16 protein-coding genes are annotated in these 18,914 nt (G+C 42.6%); 8 read left to right on the forward strand and 8 right to left on the reverse strand.

Going from position 1 to position 18,914, the window contains the following annotated elements; translation table 11 throughout:
* Nucleotides 1-76: 76 nt before the first annotated feature.
* The 4 genes from FC98_RS02715 to FC98_RS02725 form a co-directional block, all read right to left on the reverse strand.
* A complete protein-coding gene (locus FC98_RS02715; protein ID WP_008856622.1) occupies nucleotides 77-1,465 on the reverse strand; it encodes a flavocytochrome c in 1,389 nt (462 codons plus the stop codon).
* Between the two features lie 129 nt (nucleotides 1,466-1,594).
* Nucleotides 1,595-1,864 (reverse strand): MFS transporter, encoded by a 270-nt coding sequence (locus tag FC98_RS15105; RefSeq protein ID WP_235803567.1) that lies wholly within the window; start codon nucleotides 1,862-1,864, stop codon nucleotides 1,595-1,597.
* Nucleotides 1,809-2,858 (reverse strand): MFS transporter, encoded by a 1,050-nt coding sequence (locus FC98_RS02720; protein ID WP_235803568.1) that lies wholly within the window; start codon nucleotides 2,856-2,858, stop codon nucleotides 1,809-1,811. Before FC98_RS02720 ends, FC98_RS15105 begins: the two co-directional genes overlap by 56 nt.
* A 38-nt stretch (nucleotides 2,859-2,896) precedes the next feature.
* Nucleotides 2,897-4,549 (reverse strand): glycoside hydrolase family 43 protein, encoded by a 1,653-nt coding sequence (locus FC98_RS02725; RefSeq protein WP_008856624.1) that lies wholly within the window; start codon nucleotides 4,547-4,549, stop codon nucleotides 2,897-2,899.
* Nucleotides 4,550-4,911: 362 nt separating this feature from the next.
* On the opposite strand from FC98_RS02725, the gene FC98_RS02735 reads away from it, so the two are divergent.
* Both FC98_RS02735 and FC98_RS02740 read left to right on the forward strand, forming a co-directional pair.
* Nucleotides 4,912-5,928 carry a LacI family DNA-binding transcriptional regulator gene (locus tag FC98_RS02735; protein WP_054654494.1) on the forward strand — a complete coding sequence of 339 codons (1,017 nt, stop codon included), beginning with the start codon at nucleotides 4,912-4,914 and terminating at the stop codon, nucleotides 5,926-5,928.
* 30 nt (nucleotides 5,929-5,958) lie between these two features.
* On the forward strand, nucleotides 5,959-6,642 hold the full coding sequence (locus FC98_RS02740) for a GTP pyrophosphokinase (protein WP_008856627.1): 684 nt from the start codon (nucleotides 5,959-5,961) through the stop codon (nucleotides 6,640-6,642).
* Between the two features lie 77 nt (nucleotides 6,643-6,719).
* Here FC98_RS02740 and nadC read toward each other — a convergent pair whose 3' ends face one another.
* The 3 genes from nadC to FC98_RS02755 all read right to left on the reverse strand — a co-directional run bounded on the left by nadC (nucleotide 6,720) and on the right by FC98_RS02755 (nucleotide 10,074).
* Nucleotides 6,720-7,574, reverse strand: a complete 855-nt coding sequence (gene nadC / locus FC98_RS02745; RefSeq protein WP_235803569.1) for a carboxylating nicotinate-nucleotide diphosphorylase — start codon at nucleotides 7,572-7,574, stop codon at nucleotides 6,720-6,722.
* A complete protein-coding gene (locus FC98_RS02750; protein ID WP_008856629.1) occupies nucleotides 7,575-8,693 on the reverse strand; it encodes an MFS transporter in 1,119 nt (372 codons plus the stop codon). It abuts the gene before it with no gap.
* Between the two features lie 187 nt (nucleotides 8,694-8,880).
* On the reverse strand, nucleotides 8,881-10,074 hold the full coding sequence (locus FC98_RS02755) for an oxidoreductase (protein ID WP_056949184.1): 1,194 nt from the start codon (nucleotides 10,072-10,074) through the stop codon (nucleotides 8,881-8,883).
* A 150-nt stretch (nucleotides 10,075-10,224) separates the two neighbouring features.
* Here FC98_RS02755 and FC98_RS02760 point away from each other — a divergent pair, with 150 nt between their 5' ends.
* From FC98_RS02760 to FC98_RS02780, 5 genes are all read left to right on the forward strand, one after another.
* Complete coding sequence (locus FC98_RS02760) at nucleotides 10,225-11,085, forward strand: fructosamine kinase family protein (protein ID WP_008856631.1); 861 nt, start codon at nucleotides 10,225-10,227, stop codon at nucleotides 11,083-11,085.
* A 408-nt stretch (nucleotides 11,086-11,493) separates the two neighbouring features.
* The gene (locus FC98_RS02765; protein WP_054654565.1) at nucleotides 11,494-12,189 is read left to right on the forward strand and encodes a response regulator transcription factor; all 696 of its coding nucleotides are present in this window, start codon (nucleotides 11,494-11,496) and stop codon (nucleotides 12,187-12,189) included.
* 10 nt (nucleotides 12,190-12,199) lie between these two features.
* On the forward strand, nucleotides 12,200-13,591 hold the full coding sequence (locus FC98_RS02770) for a sensor histidine kinase (protein ID WP_191981991.1): 1,392 nt from the start codon (nucleotides 12,200-12,202) through the stop codon (nucleotides 13,589-13,591).
* Nucleotides 13,592-13,722: 131 nt separating this feature from the next.
* Entirely contained in the window at nucleotides 13,723-14,391 is a 669-nt protein-coding gene (locus tag FC98_RS02775) for a phosphatase PAP2 family protein (RefSeq protein ID WP_054654496.1), read from the forward strand.
* The gene (locus FC98_RS02780; RefSeq protein WP_056949164.1) at nucleotides 14,381-16,954 is read left to right on the forward strand and encodes a YfhO family protein; all 2,574 of its coding nucleotides are present in this window, start codon (nucleotides 14,381-14,383) and stop codon (nucleotides 16,952-16,954) included. Before FC98_RS02775 ends, FC98_RS02780 begins: the two co-directional genes overlap by 11 nt.
* Nucleotides 16,955-17,072: 118 nt before the next feature.
* Here FC98_RS02780 and FC98_RS02785 read toward each other — a convergent pair whose 3' ends face one another.
* Entirely contained in the window at nucleotides 17,073-17,798 is a 726-nt protein-coding gene (locus FC98_RS02785; protein ID WP_008856636.1) for a MerR family transcriptional regulator, read from the reverse strand.
* Nucleotides 17,799-18,064: 266 nt separating this feature from the next.
* Here FC98_RS02785 and FC98_RS02790 point away from each other — a divergent pair, with 266 nt between their 5' ends.
* Complete coding sequence (locus FC98_RS02790) at nucleotides 18,065-18,865, forward strand: YhfC family intramembrane metalloprotease (protein WP_054654504.1); 801 nt, start codon at nucleotides 18,065-18,067, stop codon at nucleotides 18,863-18,865.
* Nucleotides 18,866-18,914: the final 49 nt, after the last annotated feature.

The following is an 18,914-nucleotide window of genomic DNA, read 5'->3' on the forward strand; positions in this document are numbered from 1 at the left end:
TCAGTCTTTAGCTTTGCCGATTTTACAGGATCTTTTTAATACTTACTAACAGAAGCCTTCATAATTGAAGGTCATACTATTTTGATTGCTTGGCTGCTTGCTTACCCGCCTGCAGTCCAAATACCACCGTCTCAGCAATTGAATTACCACCAATTCGGTTCTGACCATGGAGGCCGCCAACCACTTCACCAGCCGCAAACAACCCGTTGATAATTTGGCCGTCATTGTTGACAACCTGGGTCTTAGGCGTCACTTTAACACCACCCATTGTGTAGTGAACTGCCGGTGCAATATGAATTGAGAAGTAAGGAGCGCGTTTGATATCACGGGCCATCCCCGTTGTTCTGCCAAATTGATCATCATGGTGATTAGCAACGGCTTGGTTCCACTTCTTAACGGTTGCTTCTAAATCATCACCAAGTAATCCGGTTGCTTTGGCAAGATCAGCCAACGTCTCACCAGATTTTACCAGCCCAACGTGATCATAGAATTCAATTGCCTTTACACGATCCCGAATTCCTTGATCAAAGATGAGATAAGCGCCGGTGCCGTCAAGTTGATTGATCGCCGCGGTGACCTTGTCACGTGTCGTTAACTCGTCAACAAACCGGTTACCATTCTTATCAACCAAGATGGCACCCTCACCACGGACGGTTTCGCCGATCAAATAAACATGATCGGTATCCTGTTGAACAGTAGGGTGAACCTGAACTTGATCCATATCAACTAATTCGGCACCAAGCTGCTCTGCCAAATAGATGCCATCACCAGTATTGCCCGGCTGGTTAGTTGTCTTGTATTTAACCAGATCGGGACGATATTTTTTGAGCAATTCTGGACTGGCACCATAACCACCAGTTGCCAAAATGACAGCCGAAGCGTTGATCGTCGCCTTACCATTTCCCGTTGTCACATCGACACCACTCACCTGACCACCGGCTTCGTTGATTTTAGCCACCGTTACGCCAGTAAATACCGGAATGCCTTCCTGCGCAATCCGTTTCAGTAAACCAGTTACCAAGAAAGCCCCCACTGGTGCCGTTGAACTTGGTCGATGAGCTCGCGGCACACTCATTCCGCCGGTCGTGGTAAGATCATCAAGTTGGATGCCTTCATCAGCCAACCATTGAATTGCGCTCGCACCATTTTCAGTAAAATATTTTAGTAAGGCCCGATCGTTAGTTTTGTGTCCACCAGCCAGTGTTTCTTCGTAAAAGCTATGAACGCTGTCCTTAATGCCATGATCCTTTTGAACAAACGTCTCAGCAGCGTTCATCCCTGAAGACGCCCGTTTCGTGTCACCGCCAAGGGTTGCCATTTTTTCTAAGACAACTGGCTGCTTGCCAAGTTTATGAGCCTCTAAAGCTGCGGTTAAGCCGGCACTGCCCGAGCCGATGATCACAATATCATATGTATCCTTTAACTGATCTAAATTAGTCGGTTTGAAAATAAATTTATCTGCCATGCGCATTCTCCAATCTCGATTGACTGTCTGCCGATCATTAATTATTCAGTATTATACGGCAATTGGTCGTTGGAAAACAAAAAACCAGCCATCACTGACTGATTTTAACGGTGAAGATAACTTTTTAAACTACTTAACTTTCTTAATCATCATAATTAGTAAGCCACCGACAACACAGATAGCGGTTTCAACTGGGAACATTGCGCGATACCCCATTGAAGAAATAACGGCTGCAGCAATTAGTGGTCCAAAGACCTGTCCAAGCGTATTTGCCATATTAATAATCCCTAAATCTTTGGCAGCGGTTTCAGGATTAGGCAAAACAGCAACGTTTAAAGCTTGGTCAACCGCGTTGTAAGCACCCATTCCAATTCCGGCGATAACCGCGTATGCGAACATCGTCCATGGCTTGGCACTCAAGAATGGGAAGAATGCACCGACTTCCCAGCAAAATCGTTGTAAGTGCAACGGGCGCCTTTAATCGATGCATGTGATCAGCAATTGGGCCCGCTAATGCGGTAAAGATAATCCCAGTTACCATCAAGATGGCTGACATCGTCGCAATTGATGAAGACGTAGCGCCTTTACTTAATTTCATGTAATCAGTAAAAATATAGAGCTGATAACCAACAATGACATACTGACCAGTAACCATCATCAACTTCCCAATTAGTGCCAGATAATAATCCTTGGCACCCTTGGTCGGAAACATGAAGTTCTGTTTAATAGTTGCCGCATCAAATTTTGCTTTAGGCTGATCTAAATTCGATGGCTCCTTTGCCAGGTACGCAGACAGTAGCCCACCAACAAAGGCAAAGGTTGCGAGGATCTGCATCCCAGTCGAAATTGCGCTTGGACCAATGAACTGTGATGCAATAATGCCTGAACCATAGTTACCAAAGGCCATCCCCATTCCATAAAATGAAGAAATCGTCCCTCGCCATTTTGGTGCAACCCGGTCTGATATTTGGGCAATCATTGGCGCAACAACGGCATTCAAAACAGCTTGATAAACACCCCAAATGACGAGCAGCACCGTCACACTCTTCGCCATTGAGAGGCCAACCATACAAATGGCCGATAAAATTGAATTAATCACAATCCAAGGTGTTCGTTTACCGTGTTTTGTTCGCGTAACATCTGAAAATGCGCCGGCAATGATATTTGCAATGGTTGCAACCGTCATGGCAATTGCTGATGCTGCGGCAACCAACCCAACTTTATCGGCCGGTGCCAGTTGACCAATCTTAGCCGGTAACAAGGTTGCTGAAACGCCCACATAAGGTCCCAACCAACAGGCAGGTCCAATAACTAGCGCAAAGCCTAATCGGATTGGCCTTTTCGGCTGCTGTTCATCCGTAATACCAATTTGTACTTGGCTTTCTTCTGACATAATTATTCCGTCCTTTCAATATCGCTCATTAAATAACGTCACTTTTTAGGGGTAATTTTGAAATTCTTAAAGTCAGCAAATGATTGCCGCCGATAAGCATCCCAAGCCCCAATTCCACCCATTAACCCGGTAAAGCCACCGGTTTGTTCATCTGACATGAATGAAATATCAATTTTTGGCCCAAGCTTCTGCCAGTCATCACTGGATCCCTTTCGCCAATAGAATTGGGCATCACCATATTCAATATCAGCTTGGAGTTGTGCGTGACCGTCAGGTAAACTTACCCGGTCTAAAATATATTCATCTTTATTACCTTTTTCGCCCTTCATAATTGCTAACGCGGTGCCGTTTAAGGTTTCAGAATGGTAAATTCTAGCAAACAGCCAGTTACTATTGTCGTAATATAGTACCAGCCCAGCAGACTGCGAATAATGGATTGGATTAAACTGTAATTCTGTTGATACAAGTGTTCTAAATGAGTCGACTCGAGAAGCTAACAAGGACACCTCAAATTGTGAAAAGAATGACTGACGACCATAGATTCTCAAGTTTCCGGGATTATTTTTTGCAGTGCACCAGTCCTCGGTTCTTGGCCCATATGGACTCATCAAGTGTTTATCGATAGAACCCTTACTGAAATCAGCGTTAACGCCAACCGCTTGGGGGGCTTCAGACACTTTGACATCCTTCATTCCTTCGGTCGTTGGTTGTGCTAGCGTGCCTCCCGCCTTCATATGAAGCCAGCCGTCCTTTGTCCATACCACCTTTTGAATTGACGTTTCTCGCCCTAACGTACAGTTAGTTGTTCCTGGCAAAGGACGAGCAGAAAGATGAACCACGTACCATTCATCAGTAGCTGTATGAACTAACGAACCATGACCACACTTTTGCAAGGACGCTTTGGGATTATACAAATCGATTCTCAAGGAATCTGGATCACCTCGCCGGAAATAGCGGTATGGTGTGGAAGTAATGATTGGGTTTTGAGGATCGGATTCGTAAGGGCCTTCAATCTTCTTTGACCGCTGCACGACAACGCCGTGCCCATACCCTGTACCGCCTTCAGCCGTCATCAAATAATAATAACCATTATGCTTGTAAATATGCGGCGCTTCCAGACAACCACGATCCGTGCCACCACGGCTAATTCGTTTAGTTGGTCCCACTAATTTGCCTTGTTCTGGATCAAATTGTTCCAAAACGATTGCCCCTGGATGTTGATATCCCTTGCGAGTATCCCATTCCAAGGTCACAGCCCAGTGCTTACCGTCGTCATCATGAAACAGTGAGCAGTCAAATCCAATTGAATTGAGATAGATCGGCTTTGACCATGGTCCATTGATTGAATCAGACCAAACTGCATAGTTGTCTTGGTCAAATAGATTGCCATTCATGTTATGCATTTGACACATCACGATCCAAAATTTTCCGGTTTTTTTGTCGAAGGATAAATCAGGTGCCCAAATACCAGCAGGCGTATCCGTTCCAGCAAGGTGCAGAAACTCAGGATCATTAAATACATATGATTGCAGATCCCAATGAGCTAAATCCTTAGAGTGAAATATTTGAATACCCGGATACCAGTTGAAAGTAGAGGTAGCGAGATAATAATCATCCTCATGACCCAAGACAGCCGGATCAGGAGTAAACCCTGGCAAGATTGGATTCTTAATTGTTGAAAATTCTGTCATAATGTTCCCCTTTCAAAGTCACTTTTTTGATAGCGCTATCATGGTTAAAATTTAGTCGCTTTTCGAAGCTAACACAATATTCTACTGGACGGATGGCTGAATAATTATTATGCTTTAGATAAATCAGTTTAATGAAAGCGCTGTCCTTAAAGGCGATTAGCACTTTTTGAAAACTTGTAATAATGCTAAAAGGATACTGGTAAACATTGGTAAACGTTTTTAGGACAGCTACTCCAAGTAGAAACTTCCGTATGAGCACCCCAACCAAAAATTCCAAAACCGGGAATTTCTGGCTGGGGAGACTTATATTCCAGTTTCTAACCGCTTGGATCCGCTCACTTTATTTTTTAGGAGAAATTTTAATGAGTACAATTAGAGAAATTGCTAAAATCGCAGGGGTTTCACCCAGTTTGGTTTCTAGAATTATTAATAACGATCCATCACTTAGAGTGAGTGACCAAACCCGACGGACCGTCAAACAAGTTATTAGCCAAACAAATTACGTCGTCAAACATGGCTCAAGAAACGAAATCATTATTTTAATGGCAATCAGTCAACAGCGTCAGAGTCAAGACCTTTATTTTTCTAATCTACATAACGACATCCTGTATCACTGTAAAAACAATAATTTAAAAGTCCTAAAAACGATTTGGCTCCCCGATAAAGATCAAATTGCTAACCTGGATAAAGTCAGCGGCGTTATGGTTGTTGGCCCATTTACCGCATCAACAATTGTTAAAATAAAACAAGTTGCACGATCATTTGTTTTGGTAGATGATAATACTAGTGTTCCCAATATCAATCAGGTTAAAAGTAATTTTGATACAATTACCAACACGATTCTGAATGGTTTCTGGCATCGATCTCGAGAAAAAATTGCTTTTATTGGCGGTTCAATTATTCGCATAAGTGGCGCCGGCAAAAATTGGGGCAATTTAATCGACATTCGCCTGGCGACCTACTATGAATGGATCAGAAAGCATTCATTTGCGCCTGATATCCTCAATGTCGGTCTTACCATTGCTGACGGGCAAAAAGCTGCTACTCAATTATTGGCAAGAAAAAAAGAGAACCCCTATGCATTTCCAAATGCAATAGTTGCTCTCAATGATATGATTGCTAGGGGTCTAGTTGATGAACTGACGGAAAGTGGAATCAGGATTCCAGAAGACGTCAGCCTCGTTGGCTTTGATGACTTGTCGATCACGCGAATAAGGAAACCAACGATCACTTCTGTGAATATTCCAACTAATGGCATCGCCAATGCTGCAGTGAGGTTACTTAGAGATCAATTAAATAAATCCATTTTTGGCAATAATATTATTACCGTTCCCGGGAAGCTCATCTATCGAGATAGTTTCCCAGAAAAGGTTAATTAATCAATCTGCTTACAAGGTGAAGGAGACAACATGATACTTGAACGTAATAACTTTCCAAACGTCAAACAAATTGCTAAGGAACTGGACCGATCAGGTTTAAAGGACCAGCTTAAGGACTTCAAAAGCCTGATCGCCATTTACCAACTCCGCCACGCGGGTGCCAACGAGATTGGTACCAAACTCGAAAACCTAGATGATGAATACTCCGTTAATTACGATCACAATCCGATCCATCACATGGAAGAACGCATGAAAAGCATTAATAGCCTCCTCAGAAAGCTCAAGAAAAAGGGCTATCCGATAACAATTGACAGTATCAGTAAAAACATCCATGACATTGCTGGCATTCGTGTGGTTACCAACTACATTGAGGATATTTACAAAGTTGAGGATGCATTGGTTCGCCAATCAGATATTACCCTTCTAAAACGCAAAGACTACATCAAAGAACCTAAGCCAAGCGGTTACCGTAGTTTGCATATTGTGGTTTCCGTTCCCGTTTTTCAATCAAACGGTGTCTTTGACGTACCCGTTGAAGTCCAAATTCGCACGATTGGTATGGATATGTGGGCCAGTTTGGAACACAAGTTGCGATACAAAACGGACGTACCAGCTGATAAAGTTGAAAAACACACCGCTAATTTACAAAAATATGCTGGCGATCTCTATGATATTGAGACCCGGATGCAGGAGATCTTTAAGGATTTACAATAATAACCCCTTTCAAAGAAAAACGCAGTAGCACCAAGCGGTCGGCTTTTTAAACCGATTACTTGATGTTATTGCGTTTTTTAGCCACTCTTAACTCTCTTCACCGCGCCCTGCACTAAAAAACTAACGTCTAACGGCGAAACCGCGTTCGTCAAGTTCCCCATTGAAAGATAGTTCGCACCACACCCCTTAAAATTAGAAATCGTCTCTTCGGTAATGCCACCCGAAGCTTCAATTTTAATCGTATCAGGAACAAGCTGTTGCCATTTTTTGATGGTTTGCGGTGTTTGATTATCAAACATAATCACGTCCGCCTTAGCAGAAATGGCTTCTCGCAATTCGGTTTCCGTCTCAACTTCGACTTCAATCGGGGTAAGTGGGCCAACAGCTCGTTGGACACTTTTAACCGCCTGCGTCACCCCACCCGCTAACGCAATGTGATTATCTTTAAGCATCACGCCACCGGTCAGGTCAAAGCGATGATTAACCCCACCGCCAACAGCAACTGCATACTTATCAAATAGACGCAATCCAGGAGCGGTTTTTCTCGTATCGGTTATCTTGATAGTCGGATCATCGAGTTTCCGAATCACTTCGGCAGTCTTTGAAGCAATCCCACTCATCCGTTGCATCAAATTCAAAATCACCCGCTCACCAGTTAGCAGGGTTGCTGCCCTTCCTTCTACTTTGCCAATAACTGTTCCGGCAACGACCAATTCACCGTCCGCAACAATGGGTGTGTAAGTTGCATCTCCCAATAAATCATAGGCGGCTTGAGGAATGGTTTGCCCACAAACGACGCCGGCTTGTTTCGCAATGAATGAGCCAGCAATCTGGTTTGAACCCGCCAAATACCTCATGCTCACATCATCAAAATTAATATCTTCATTAAGAAATTCAGTTAGCTTTTCAACCAATAAAATATGGTTCACCATTTAAGCCCCCTTATGACGACTAGCGGCAGGGAGTGTCAGCACAGCCACTGCTCCAATAACCAGTGAAATCATGAAAATCACAAAGACAAAGTTGACACTACTGTGATGATCCATCAATATCCCGACCAACAATGGCCCGATGATGGCGCCAATTCGACCAATCCCCTGAGCGATCCCAGTCATTGTTCCTCGGATTTTACTTTCGTACAGGTCTGGAGTCAGTGCGATGATGGCTCCGTATGCGCCCAAATTGAAGAACGATAAGATACAACCGGCGGTAATAATCATCAAAGCGGTTGTGGACTGGCCAAACATGATGGCCCCGATAGCAGTCCCTGCCATGTAGATCGAAAAGACATACTTTACTTTGATCCGTTTTGCCAACCAAGCCGCACAGAAGTAACCGGGCAATTGGGCAACCACGATAATCGTGGTATAACCAAAACTATTAACGATACCGTATCCCTTCGCTACCAAAATACTAGGCAGCCACATAAACATCCCATAATAGCTAAACATCACCATAAACCAAGCCAACCACAGTGTCAGTGTCCAGGGCTTAAATTCAGATTTCAGCGTTGCTAACCACTCATTAGCCTGTTTAGGTGCTTGATGAATTTCATGAATATGACGGCGAAGAACTAGGGCGAAGAAACCCGCCAACGCCGTTAAAATTAAGATCCCTCGCCAACCAATTACCGGTGTAAACAGTAACGATAAGAACGATGCTACCAACCAGCCGACGGCCCAAAAGCTATCAGCCAAGATTAACATTTGCGACCGTTTGGTTCCCCGATACATATCAGCAATGTAAGTTGCCGCAACTGGTAATTCACCACCCAGCCCCATGCCAACAACGAAACGAATTGCTAAGAAGACGTAGAAGCCAGGGGAAGCGGCCAATATTAAGTTTCCGATTGAAAATGTTAACAGTGTTATGATCAACGTATTCTTTCGCCCAATTCGATCAGCTAGGCTGCCAAAATAAAAACCACCGCAGACCATCCCTACGGTACTGATTGAACTAATCAAACCAGTTTGAGCATTCGTTAAGAGCCACTCTTTATGAACAATCGACATAATAAATGATAGCAAGCCCACATCCATCGCATCAAACATCCATGCCGTTCCAATTATCAGAAATGTAAAGGATGTTGATTTTTGATTCACGTTATCCAATCCCAAAGAACTCCTTTCAGAGAATAAAAGTAATTGAGACTTTTATTTGTGCAAAATTAAAGTAGAATCTACCTTAAACATGAGGATACACTCCTGACCTAAAAAGTACAAGTGACTTTTTTAATAATTATACTGGTCTTCTAGGCACTAATCCTTCAGGCCCATGCATCTTGACACAAGCCGCAATGGCGCGCCAGCCACTCGTGTACCGTTGTGGTCGTTTACCTTCAGCGATCCGCCGAGCCTGCTGCTCACAATAGCTTGTCACCATTAATGATTGATACTTTTCATCTAAATGCCGACTCCCGGTTGTTAAGTTAACGCTTACTGGTTGATAGCGCTCGTTTAAAACTTGATCCGGTAAGTCAGAGATAATCGAAGCGGCCGTACAAATCCCAATCATATCCGCATCGTCGCGGCCTAAAGCCTCTTCCATCGTCGAGATATTTCGGAAGCCACCGCTGAGGACAATTGGTACATTAACCAATTGCCGAATCATATGTGCATATCCTGAAAAACCAAGTTGAGAAGTTTCATAATCATCCCCTGCAATCTCAATTAGATTAATTCCAAGACCTGCCATTTTCTGGATAACCGCTGTCATCTCATCTTCCGTAAACCCACTCACGTTAATATCCGTTAAGCTTAGTTTTAAGCTGATCGCAAACCGGGAACCACAACTCTCCCGAATACCTTGGTAAATTTCAACTAGAAACCGCATTCGGTTTTCCAATGAACCGCCGTATTGATCGGTTCGCTGGTTTGTGGTTTTAGATAGAAACTGGTTAATGAGATAGCCAAACGCCCCATGTAGCTGAACACCCGTAAAACCTGCTATTTGGGCAATTGCGGCCGTCTTAATATACTTGGTGACAAGTTGCTTAACTTCATAAGTCCGTAATTCTCGCGGCTCATTAAAATAACGGCCATTTACGCCAGTAATTTTTATTGGACTCGGCGCTACTGGCTGTTCAGAAAAGATCCGTGGCGATTGCCTACCAGGATGGTTAAGTTGCATCCATAACTGTGTGTGATTGATAGTTGCTGCCTCAGCCCACCTGCTCAGAATATCAAGGTTACGCCGATCTTCTACAACCACATTTCCAGGCTCAGCCATCGCTTGGTGATCAACCATCACGTTTCCAGTGACGATAACGCCCCAGCCGCCAAGCGCCCATCGATGATACAAATTGGCAATTAAATTAGTTGGCCGCCCATTTTCAAGCGCCATTGTTTCACTCATTGCGGACTTAAAAAACCGATTTTTAATCGTCAGATCACCTGGTAATGTTAGTGACTTAGAAACTTGTAAATAACTCATCCTCCCTGCTCCCTTCCTAAAACTTAATTTACCAATATTTGAATCAATATTAACCCGAAAAAACACCGTGGGCAATCTAAATTCACCGACGTGTTTCATTTACGAACTTGCTCATAATCGACTACAATGTAGCCAGAGGTGATAAATTCAATGGATAAACAATGGTTATCACAATTACCAATTTCAAATATTACGAATCTCGTTAGTGTGGGCGGTGGTGACGTTAACAACGCTTATCGACTTGAAGCCGGTGACGATACCTACTTTCTATTAACTCAGCCTCACCAACCAGCCACCTTTTATGCTGGTGAAATTGCGGGCTTAAAGGATTTTGAAAAAGATAACATTCTCGCTCCTAGAGTGCTTGGAAACGGCCAGATTGATGGTGATGCTTACTTATTGCTAAATTACCTAGAACAAGGACAGGGCAGCCAGGCAGATCTTGGTGAGCTGGTCGCTAAATTACACCAGGTTCATTCTTCAAATGGTCAGTTTGGTTATGATCTTGACTATATTAGTAATGATGAAAGTTTTGACAACAGTTGGACGAATTCTTGGTCCAATCTGTTTGTTAACCACCGGCTAGATAAATTACGGCAGATGCTTTTAGATAAGCACCTTTGGAACCAGCATGACGATGATAAATATCAACGTGTCCGAGTGGTTATTTTAAAAGCCCTCGCAAATCACCAAAGTGAACCCTCACTTTTACACGGTGATTTATGGGGTGGCAACTACATGTTCCTGGCGGACGGTCAACCAGCTCTCATCGACCCGGCGGCCTTTTATGGTGACCGTGAATTCGATCTAGGCATTACAACGGTGTTTGGCGGTTTCGACAATGACTTCTACGCGGCATACAACGCGGCTTATCCACTAGATCCAGGTGCCAATCAGCGACTTAATTTTTATCGACTATACTATTTGATGGTCCACACGAATAAATTCGGCACAATGTATAAAAGCAGCGCGGAGGTAGCAATGGATCGGATACTAGGTAACAAAGTGTGACAAGACCCGAATGACACGGTTTCTAAGACGCTTTTGGGTTGAAACCCCGAGCTTGGATTTAAACCCAAAATGGCTTAGAAGTTAGTGTCAGAGTCGTCGGAACACATTTAAAGCAGGGTGTGATACCAAGGGATTAGCAATCTGCATGTAAGTTGCCCACCACTAATAACATTATTTAACAGCAAAGTCATAGGTTTTTCTTTCCAAAATCATCTTTAGTTTTGGAAAGAGCAACTTATGACTTATTTATCAATTGGATAAATTTCTTTAACAATAATCTGATAAATTCTCAGAATCATTTTATTTGTTCCCCCTATCACTGTCTTCATTCAGGGGTTATCATTAGCAGAAGTGGGCTGATACCCCATCAAAATACCCAAGTAATATTCAAAGTGAGGGACTTTCATGATGACGAACACAATCTTATTAGTTGAAGACGAAAAAGCGTTAAGTTCTTACTTGATTCCTGAATTACAATTTGAAGATTACCAAGTCTTTCTGGCAAAAGACGGGGTTGAGGCACTGCAACTATACAATAATAATCGGGGTAATCTAGACTTAATTATTTTGGATTGGATGCTACCAAAATTAGATGGCCTGGAAGTTCTTCGCCGAATCCGTAAAAATGATGATATTCCAGTTATCATGATGACCGCTCGAGATTATGTCGGTGATAAGGTTGCTGGCCTAGATAGTGGTGCCGATGACTACATCACTAAACCATTTGAAATTGAAGAGCTTCTTGCAAGAATTCGGGTGATGCTTCGTCACAAAAATCATCATTCTAAAATCAGCGACTTTTATACCGTCGAAGACCTCACCCTAAACACTAAGTCCCGGCAAGTTACCCGGGGAAATAATCTCATTCAATTAACCCAACGTGAATATGAGTTACTCCTAACCCTGATTCGCCATGGCGGTGAAACCCTAAGCCGCGATGAGCTTCTTGATGCAGTTTGGGGCGTTGACTTTGAAGGCCAACCAAACGTGGTCGACGTTTATATCCGTTACTTACGTAATAAGGTTGATCGAAGTTATCCAACACAGCTTATCCATACCGTTCGTGGAATTGGGTACGTTTTAACTGGTAATTACCAAGAATAGGGAGCTTTCTATGCAACGAAAAAATAGCCGGACAACTGCTGAAGTTATCCGTCACAATTTTATTATTCTGTTTACCTGCTTTGCACTGCTCACCGGGGCCTCTGTAGTGATCGTCGTGGGGATCAATCTCGTTCACCAACGACAGACTGAATCAATTGAACTCCTTAAAAGCTTAAACCGATCGTTCATTGACGATAAGCCTGACTGGAATCAGTGGCGCAAAAACAGTAGCATCAATACTCAGGACACTTACGTTCGGGTAACTGATCGTACCCATTCAGCCAATCAACCCAAAGTTTTCTATTCTAAGGGTACCAAGCCATTCCTATCATTAAAACAAACGCAATTATCGAAAAAGTTACATCTGCCATTCTTTCCCGCCCTTATTTACACCAAACACTATGGCGTTTTGTACTATCGAAGCGGTGAGCGGCACGGGCGCCACAAAAATATTCGTTCTGAAATCTGGCTGAGCTTAAATCCAATCGTCACAACACTCGCTTCAGTCATTTTCGTTGTTCTCATTATTTTAATACTGAGTTTAGTACTCGGTTGGTTTGTGATTTCACTTGTTGCTAAACGTCTGACCAGATCATTAGAGATGCTCCAAAGAACCGCTCGGGAACATAGTCAATCAGTTGTTAATATTGAGAACCTACTCCCAGTTCCCGATTCACCTAGTGAAGTTCGCGAACTTTCGACCAGTTTCAACGAATTATTAAGTGCCATTATTGAAAACAATAAAAAGGAAAAAGCGTTCATTTCTAATGCTTCCCACGAACTAAGAACCCCAATTGCAGCAATTAGGGGACACATTTCCCTCGTCAAGCGGCGTGGAAAAGCGCATCCAGAAATTGTTGACCGCTCCCTTCACTTTATTGATGATGAATCAGCCAAAATGCAGGCATTAGTTAACGGTTTGCTTGCTCTTTCAAGAGCTGACAATGGAATTGCGCAGCCCAGTGAGTTTGATTTAGCCGGAATCGTGAATGAAACCGTTGAGGAACAACGGGTGATCTTATCACAAACCATTCGAACTCGTGGCGAAAAGTCGGCAACCGTCCACGCTAACCAAAATAGTGTTTCCCAAATCTTATCAATTCTTTTCGATAATTCTGGCAAATACTCGCCCGCCCAATCAACCATCACAGTCTCAATTAAAAAAACGGACACAAAAACAATTCTAAGCGTGCAAAATCAGGGTGCAACCATTGATAACGATGAAAAGCGGCGAATTTTCGATCGCTTTTATCGTGGTGATCCCGCCCATAACAGTGAAATTACCGGAAACGGCCTCGGCCTGTCAATTGCTTATCAACTCGCAACTTTAAACAACATTCAGATCACCGTGACGGATGTTATCCCCCATGGTGCAAGTTTTAATCTAATCTTCAATAATTAGTGTCATCCCTATTTTCTGAGAATTTCTCATCTGGTTCTTCTTTAACCCCTGTATTAGAAACTAACGATCAATTGTATTCTTTAGTTGTAAATCAACTACTTTAATCATTTTGATAGTTAGAAGGGGTTTAAATGAATTTATCATCACTAAAGCATCCTTATCTCATTGTCGGCTGGTTATCATTTATCTCTCTCTCAGCTCTGGCATTATTTGAAAATATCCAGTTATTTGCCTTTGATCGACAAATTCTTAATTATTTCGGGCGGTTTGTCACCACGCAACGGACGGAAATTTTTAAAGCTGTTGCGCTTATAGCCAGCCCAGCAATCACCATCTTATTATCGATTGCACTCTCACTGGTTCTTTGGCATCTAAGGCAAGTCTCTGAAGCCTTAATTGTCTTGACGATGACCATCACTGGCAATCTAGCGGGCTTCGTTACCAAATTACTGATTCAACGTCCCCGGCCAACGACCACACTTATACCCGCATCAGGCTACAGTTTTCCCAGTGGACATATGGTCAGCGCAACGATCTTTGTTTTCGTTGTCTTGGTGTTCGGCATTCGGCTAATTCAATCCGTCAGACTACAGATGTTTACGTCAATGCTGCTCATTTTCTGGTTGGGATTAGTCGCCCTTTCACGGGTTTATCTGCAAGTTCACTATCCTTCAGACGTTATTGGTGGTGGCTTATTTTCAGTGTTATGGTGCGAAACAATCCTGACAGCTTTCCGTCAGCAACAGCTTAACTTAAATCACCTAATTGCTGACAAGCGGGGGGTTAACCATGAACCCTAGACAATCAAAAGCTCGCTTCGTCGCAATCATGGTTGTAGCGGCATCGCTTTCAGTGATCGTTTCAATTAGCATCCTTGTCATCAATCACGTAACACCGTTTGGCAATCAAAACCTGCTTGTTGGCGATATGGGTGCGCAATATTCGCCATTTTTTACGTACTTCCGCCACATTCTAACGACCGGTCAATTTACAGGCTTTTCGTTTTCAGGCGGTATTGGTGAAAATATTTTCCCGTTACTTGCCTATTATCTCCTAAGCCCATTTAACCTGATCGTCCTTTTATTTCCAGCTAATCAAATTCCAATCGCCATCACTTGGATGTTAGTGGTAAAGATTGCCGCCATGGCAATGACTATGAGCTTCTTTTTGGGCCGTCACTTTAAAAAACTTACTTGGCTACTACCAATCTTTGCGGTTGCCTATAGTTTATGCGGTTTTGTCGCTGCCAACTTCGTTAATATTATGTGGCTCGACGCCCTCATTTACCTACCGTTAATTTGTAATGGAATTGACCGTATCAAAGCTGGCCGTAACGCTAACCAACTCTTTATTTGGCTCACAATTTGTATTATTGCAAACTATTACATTGGCTATATGGTCGGCCTGTTTACATTAATCTATGTAGCAACTGCCATCATCAACGATAACGACCAACAGTTAAAAGCTTTTGCTCTCCTAAAAATAAATCGGCCGTTCATTAACCGTTTTTTATTTGCGGAGATTTGCAGCGGCTTAACTAGTATGATCGTCCTACTACCCTCAGCCCTTGGAATGATGCAAACAGCCAAGGTTAATCCCACGACACCCTCAGCTATGAGCGGCCTACATCCCCAATTTGGCCTCGAAATTTTTTCCCAATTAGGCTTAGGTAGTGATGGTTACACTAACCGACTTTTTCGGGCCCCAGCCGTTTTTTCGTCATTAGTTGTTCTACTTCTGGTCATGGTCTACTTTGTTCATCCCAAAATTTCTCAGCAACATAAGCTAGGTGCCTTGACCACATTGGGTGTTCTTATTTTAAGCATGTTAATTGGCCCCATTAACCTCGTTTGGCACATGTTTAACGAACCCTCCGGATCACCGTTTCGCTATTCATTTTTGCTCAGCTTCGTCATGATAACAATTGCTTATGAAGCTTGGATTGCAAATCCAAATCTAATTAAAAACCGATTCAAATTAAGCATTCCACTTGTTGCAATTAGCCTACTGATTTGTGGTTTCTGCTTCATTAAATTCTCTCACTTTGCGCCGATTACTAACTACCTAGCACTACAGCCGAATTCTCTTAGGACCTTACTACTAAACATCCTATTAATCTTGCTCCTGTCGCTTCTAATAACGGTGATTCCTCCTAAACGTGCCGGAATCTTCATTGCCAGTATTATTTTGGCTGAAATGACCACTAACTTCAACGATATATTAACCAGTGAGCCGCTTGGCAATCAACCTTCCTATGAATCGAATTTTAGTAACCAAGCAGCAACCCTTCAAAAGGCAACCCCCAAGTCAAACCTTTACCGAATTAATCAGTCGCGTGGGCAACTTGCACGAGCCTTTCAAGAAACCTATCTTGGTTATAATGACCCATTGTTATTTCACTTTAATGGCATTCAAGAATATAGCTCAACGTTAAACGAATCCACTCGCCAGACACTCAAAATGCTGGGGTTGTTCAGCAAGAACCAGCGCCGAATTAGCACGGCGGGTACCTCAGCTATCTCAAACATGCTGCTAGGAGCTAAATATAATGTTCAAAACAAGACGGTAACTCAAAACCAGACGTACGTTGGCATGGGTTTTCCGGTCACCAATCAGTTCATTAATCTGCGACTGAAACCTGGATATATATTTTCAAATTTGGAGAACATTCTTCAACGGATTCGGGCAACCAAGAATCCTTATCTTGTGAAAGAAACAATTAATCAGGTCAAACATTCTCAGCTAGCTACAAATTCGGTCCAAACGTACACAATTAACATAACTCCTAAAATTAGTGGCCCACTTTATATGGACACGTCAGATAAAACCCTTAATTATTCACAGATTATGGTAAACGGCTATCAACTCAAAACAATGACGAATCGTGCCCATCACGCTTATTTATTAAAATTAGGAACGATGAAAAGGGCCGTTCCAGTCACCATTACGTTTAAAAGCAGTGCAAGAAATGCGTTAGCCCTCATTCATTTGAAAAGTTTGAACTCACCACGGTTAAATAACTTAGTAACTGAATTACGAGCATATTCATTCCAACCAAGCTACAAAAATAATCAAGTGAGGGGAACCGTCACCCGCTTAGCTAACCACAATTGGCTTTATACCGCTATTCCATATGACAGTGGTTGGTCAGCTAGTGTTAACGGCACAACCGTCACATCGAAAAAAGTTCTTGGTAATTTTACTGCCATTCCACTCATGGCAAGGACTAACCACATAACATTCAGTTACCATGTTCCTGGGCTATTACTAGGGATAATCACGTCAATGTTTGGTTTGCTTGCTTACTGCGGTGACGAGTTAATCAAGCGGCTTTTGTCAGATTCAGAGACTACGAAGCATTAATAGATTAGTATCAAATAGCAGAAGCCGAAACGAAAAGGTGGTCTCCCACGTTCATTTCGGCTTCTTTAGTTATCTAATAATTAATTACCATACAACGCCATAACCAAGCTCATCACCATTATTTTGACTTCTGACCAATCATCTCCACACAATAACCCCGGTATCTGCAATGAGTGCAGGTTAGCTTTCGCGTCTTAGCCGTATGCCTTGAAAAGAAAAAGTCGGCTTTTTTAGGTTGAAAAATTGTGTGACAGTTAGGACAAATGTACCGCACCTCGCGATAATACAATCTAACTAGCCAGCCAGCAATCACAATCACGATTGGCAGTCCAATGGCTGTCGGTACCCAATTACCAGTCATGATCCAAATACCAATAGCTAACACTTCGATCACGTCAATTATTAACCCCCAAAATAACAAGGTTCCATGCAGTCGTCTCATCTTTGGTTGACTTGCCATCATGTTTTCGATGCCGCCCAGATCTTTTTGGGAAACCAATGCTAAATCTGACAAACTATTTTGAACCTGTTTAACTGTTCTTAATTGGTTTTCAGTCACTTGTTGAGTTTGCTTCAAATGTCGCTCCTGTTCAGCAAGTAACATCGTCAAAATTTCATTGGCATTCTCTTCAGATAGTAAGTCCCGAATCGTCGCCAACGATAACCCCATTGACTTGAGCAATAAAATCAAGCGCAATGTCTTAAGCTCTTTATCCGTATATAGTCGCCGGCCACCATCTGAAATTGTCGTTGGGTTCAAAACGCCCTTTTGATCATAATATTGAATGGTTCTAACAGAAACGCCACCCAATTTAGCAAGCTCTCCCGTTGTATATGTCGACATCGTTTTCACCTCCTAATTCTTTTATAGTCTATGACGTGGCGTCATGAGCAAGAATTAGCAATCTTTTTTGATGTTCGCAAACAAACCGCAAACCAAGTGGAAACTTTTACCAAAATTTTAGTTCGATAATCAAGCTGCTCAAGAAAGGCCCATTGATTTAAACGTCAAAATAAGATTTTAGCGCACAACCACACTCCTTTGAACTATAATCAATCCAAGTGAGTTATGTTATTTTATTCTAAATCCACGAAACGGGGTGGCCCAGTATGGTTCCTTCATTTGATATTTGGTACATAGTTTTTGCAGTCATCTTATTAGTTATGATTCCAATAGCCCTCTTCTTAACGTTTCGAAAACGGTGGTACTTGAAGGCATTGCCTTTGTGGATTGGTGCCCTGATCTTCTTTGTGTTCAGCCAGGTGCTTGAAAAGATCCTTCACTTAATCGTGTTGCACCCGCAGCCAAACGGCACAATTACCCTAGCAAGTAATCATCCCTGGATTTATGTTCTATATGGTGTCTTGGCAGCCGGCATTTTTGAAGAAACCGGTCGCCTCGTTGGTTTCTTATATCTAAAGAAGAAGGTTTTCGGTTTACAAACCGCCATTTCATATGGTATCGGCCACGGCGGCATTGAAATGATCTTAATTGGCGCCATGGGAATCATAAGCTATCTGGTTGTTAGCATGGGCATTAACGCTCACAATACCAAATTACTTATGACGGTTCCTAGTAGCCTAACCCAATCACTCACAACCAATGCTGGTTGGCTAATTTCCGAAACAATTGTCGAGCGACTATTCGCGCTTAGCATTCAAATTTCACTCTCATTTTTAGTTTGGATCGCTGTTAATCAAGCAGCCAAACTCTGGCTATATCCACTTGCCATTGTCTTACACGCCGTAGTCGATATTCCAGCGGCAATGCTCCAAGCTAATCTATTGACCAGTTCATCGATTACGTTAGCCCTCACAATTGTTTTGACAATCCTGCTCGGCCTATTTGTTTATTGGTATGTCAAAAAGTTGGGGCTCCACATTAGGCCTGAATCCAACCAACCTATATGACCAGATGAACTTGATTCCGTTCGATAATTTGACCAATTCTTCAAAGATA

The organism is Lentilactobacillus kisonensis DSM 19906 = JCM 15041 (assembly GCF_001434135.1).
Classification (GTDB): Bacteria; Bacillota; Bacilli; order Lactobacillales; family Lactobacillaceae; genus Lentilactobacillus; species Lentilactobacillus kisonensis.

Bases quoted from the DNA above. Each gene is read 5' to 3' on its own strand.
- FC98_RS02715 (WP_008856622.1), bottom strand. From the start codon at position 1,465: ATGGCAGATAAATTTATTTTCAAACCGACTAATTTAGATCAGTTAAAG.
- FC98_RS15105 (WP_235803567.1), bottom strand. From the start codon at position 1,864: ATGTTCGCATACGCGGTTATCGCCGGAATTGGAATGGGTGCTTACAAC.
- FC98_RS02720 (WP_235803568.1), bottom strand. From the start codon at position 2,858: ATGTCAGAAGAAAGCCAAGTACAAATTGGTATTACGGATGAACAGCAG.
- FC98_RS02725 (WP_008856624.1), bottom strand. From the start codon at position 4,549: ATGACAGAATTTTCAACAATTAAGAATCCAATCTTGCCAGGGTTTACT.
- FC98_RS02735 (WP_054654494.1), top strand. From the start codon at position 4,912: ATGAGTACAATTAGAGAAATTGCTAAAATCGCAGGGGTTTCACCCAGT.
- FC98_RS02740 (WP_008856627.1), top strand. From the start codon at position 5,959: ATGATACTTGAACGTAATAACTTTCCAAACGTCAAACAAATTGCTAAG.
- nadC (WP_235803569.1), bottom strand. From the start codon at position 7,574: ATGGTGAACCATATTTTATTGGTTGAAAAGCTAACTGAATTTCTTAAT.
- FC98_RS02750 (WP_008856629.1), bottom strand. From the start codon at position 8,693: ATGTTTGATGCGATGGATGTGGGCTTGCTATCATTTATTATGTCGATT.
- FC98_RS02755 (WP_056949184.1), bottom strand. From the start codon at position 10,074: ATGAGTTATTTACAAGTTTCTAAGTCACTAACATTACCAGGTGATCTG.
- FC98_RS02760 (WP_008856631.1), top strand. From the start codon at position 10,225: ATGGATAAACAATGGTTATCACAATTACCAATTTCAAATATTACGAAT.
- FC98_RS02765 (WP_054654565.1), top strand. From the start codon at position 11,494: ATGACGAACACAATCTTATTAGTTGAAGACGAAAAAGCGTTAAGTTCT.
- FC98_RS02770 (WP_191981991.1), top strand. From the start codon at position 12,200: ATGCAACGAAAAAATAGCCGGACAACTGCTGAAGTTATCCGTCACAAT.
- FC98_RS02775 (WP_054654496.1), top strand. From the start codon at position 13,723: ATGAATTTATCATCACTAAAGCATCCTTATCTCATTGTCGGCTGGTTA.
- FC98_RS02780 (WP_056949164.1), top strand. From the start codon at position 14,381: ATGAACCCTAGACAATCAAAAGCTCGCTTCGTCGCAATCATGGTTGTA.
- FC98_RS02785 (WP_008856636.1), bottom strand. From the start codon at position 17,798: ATGTCGACATATACAACGGGAGAGCTTGCTAAATTGGGTGGCGTTTCT.
- FC98_RS02790 (WP_054654504.1), top strand. From the start codon at position 18,065: ATGGTTCCTTCATTTGATATTTGGTACATAGTTTTTGCAGTCATCTTA.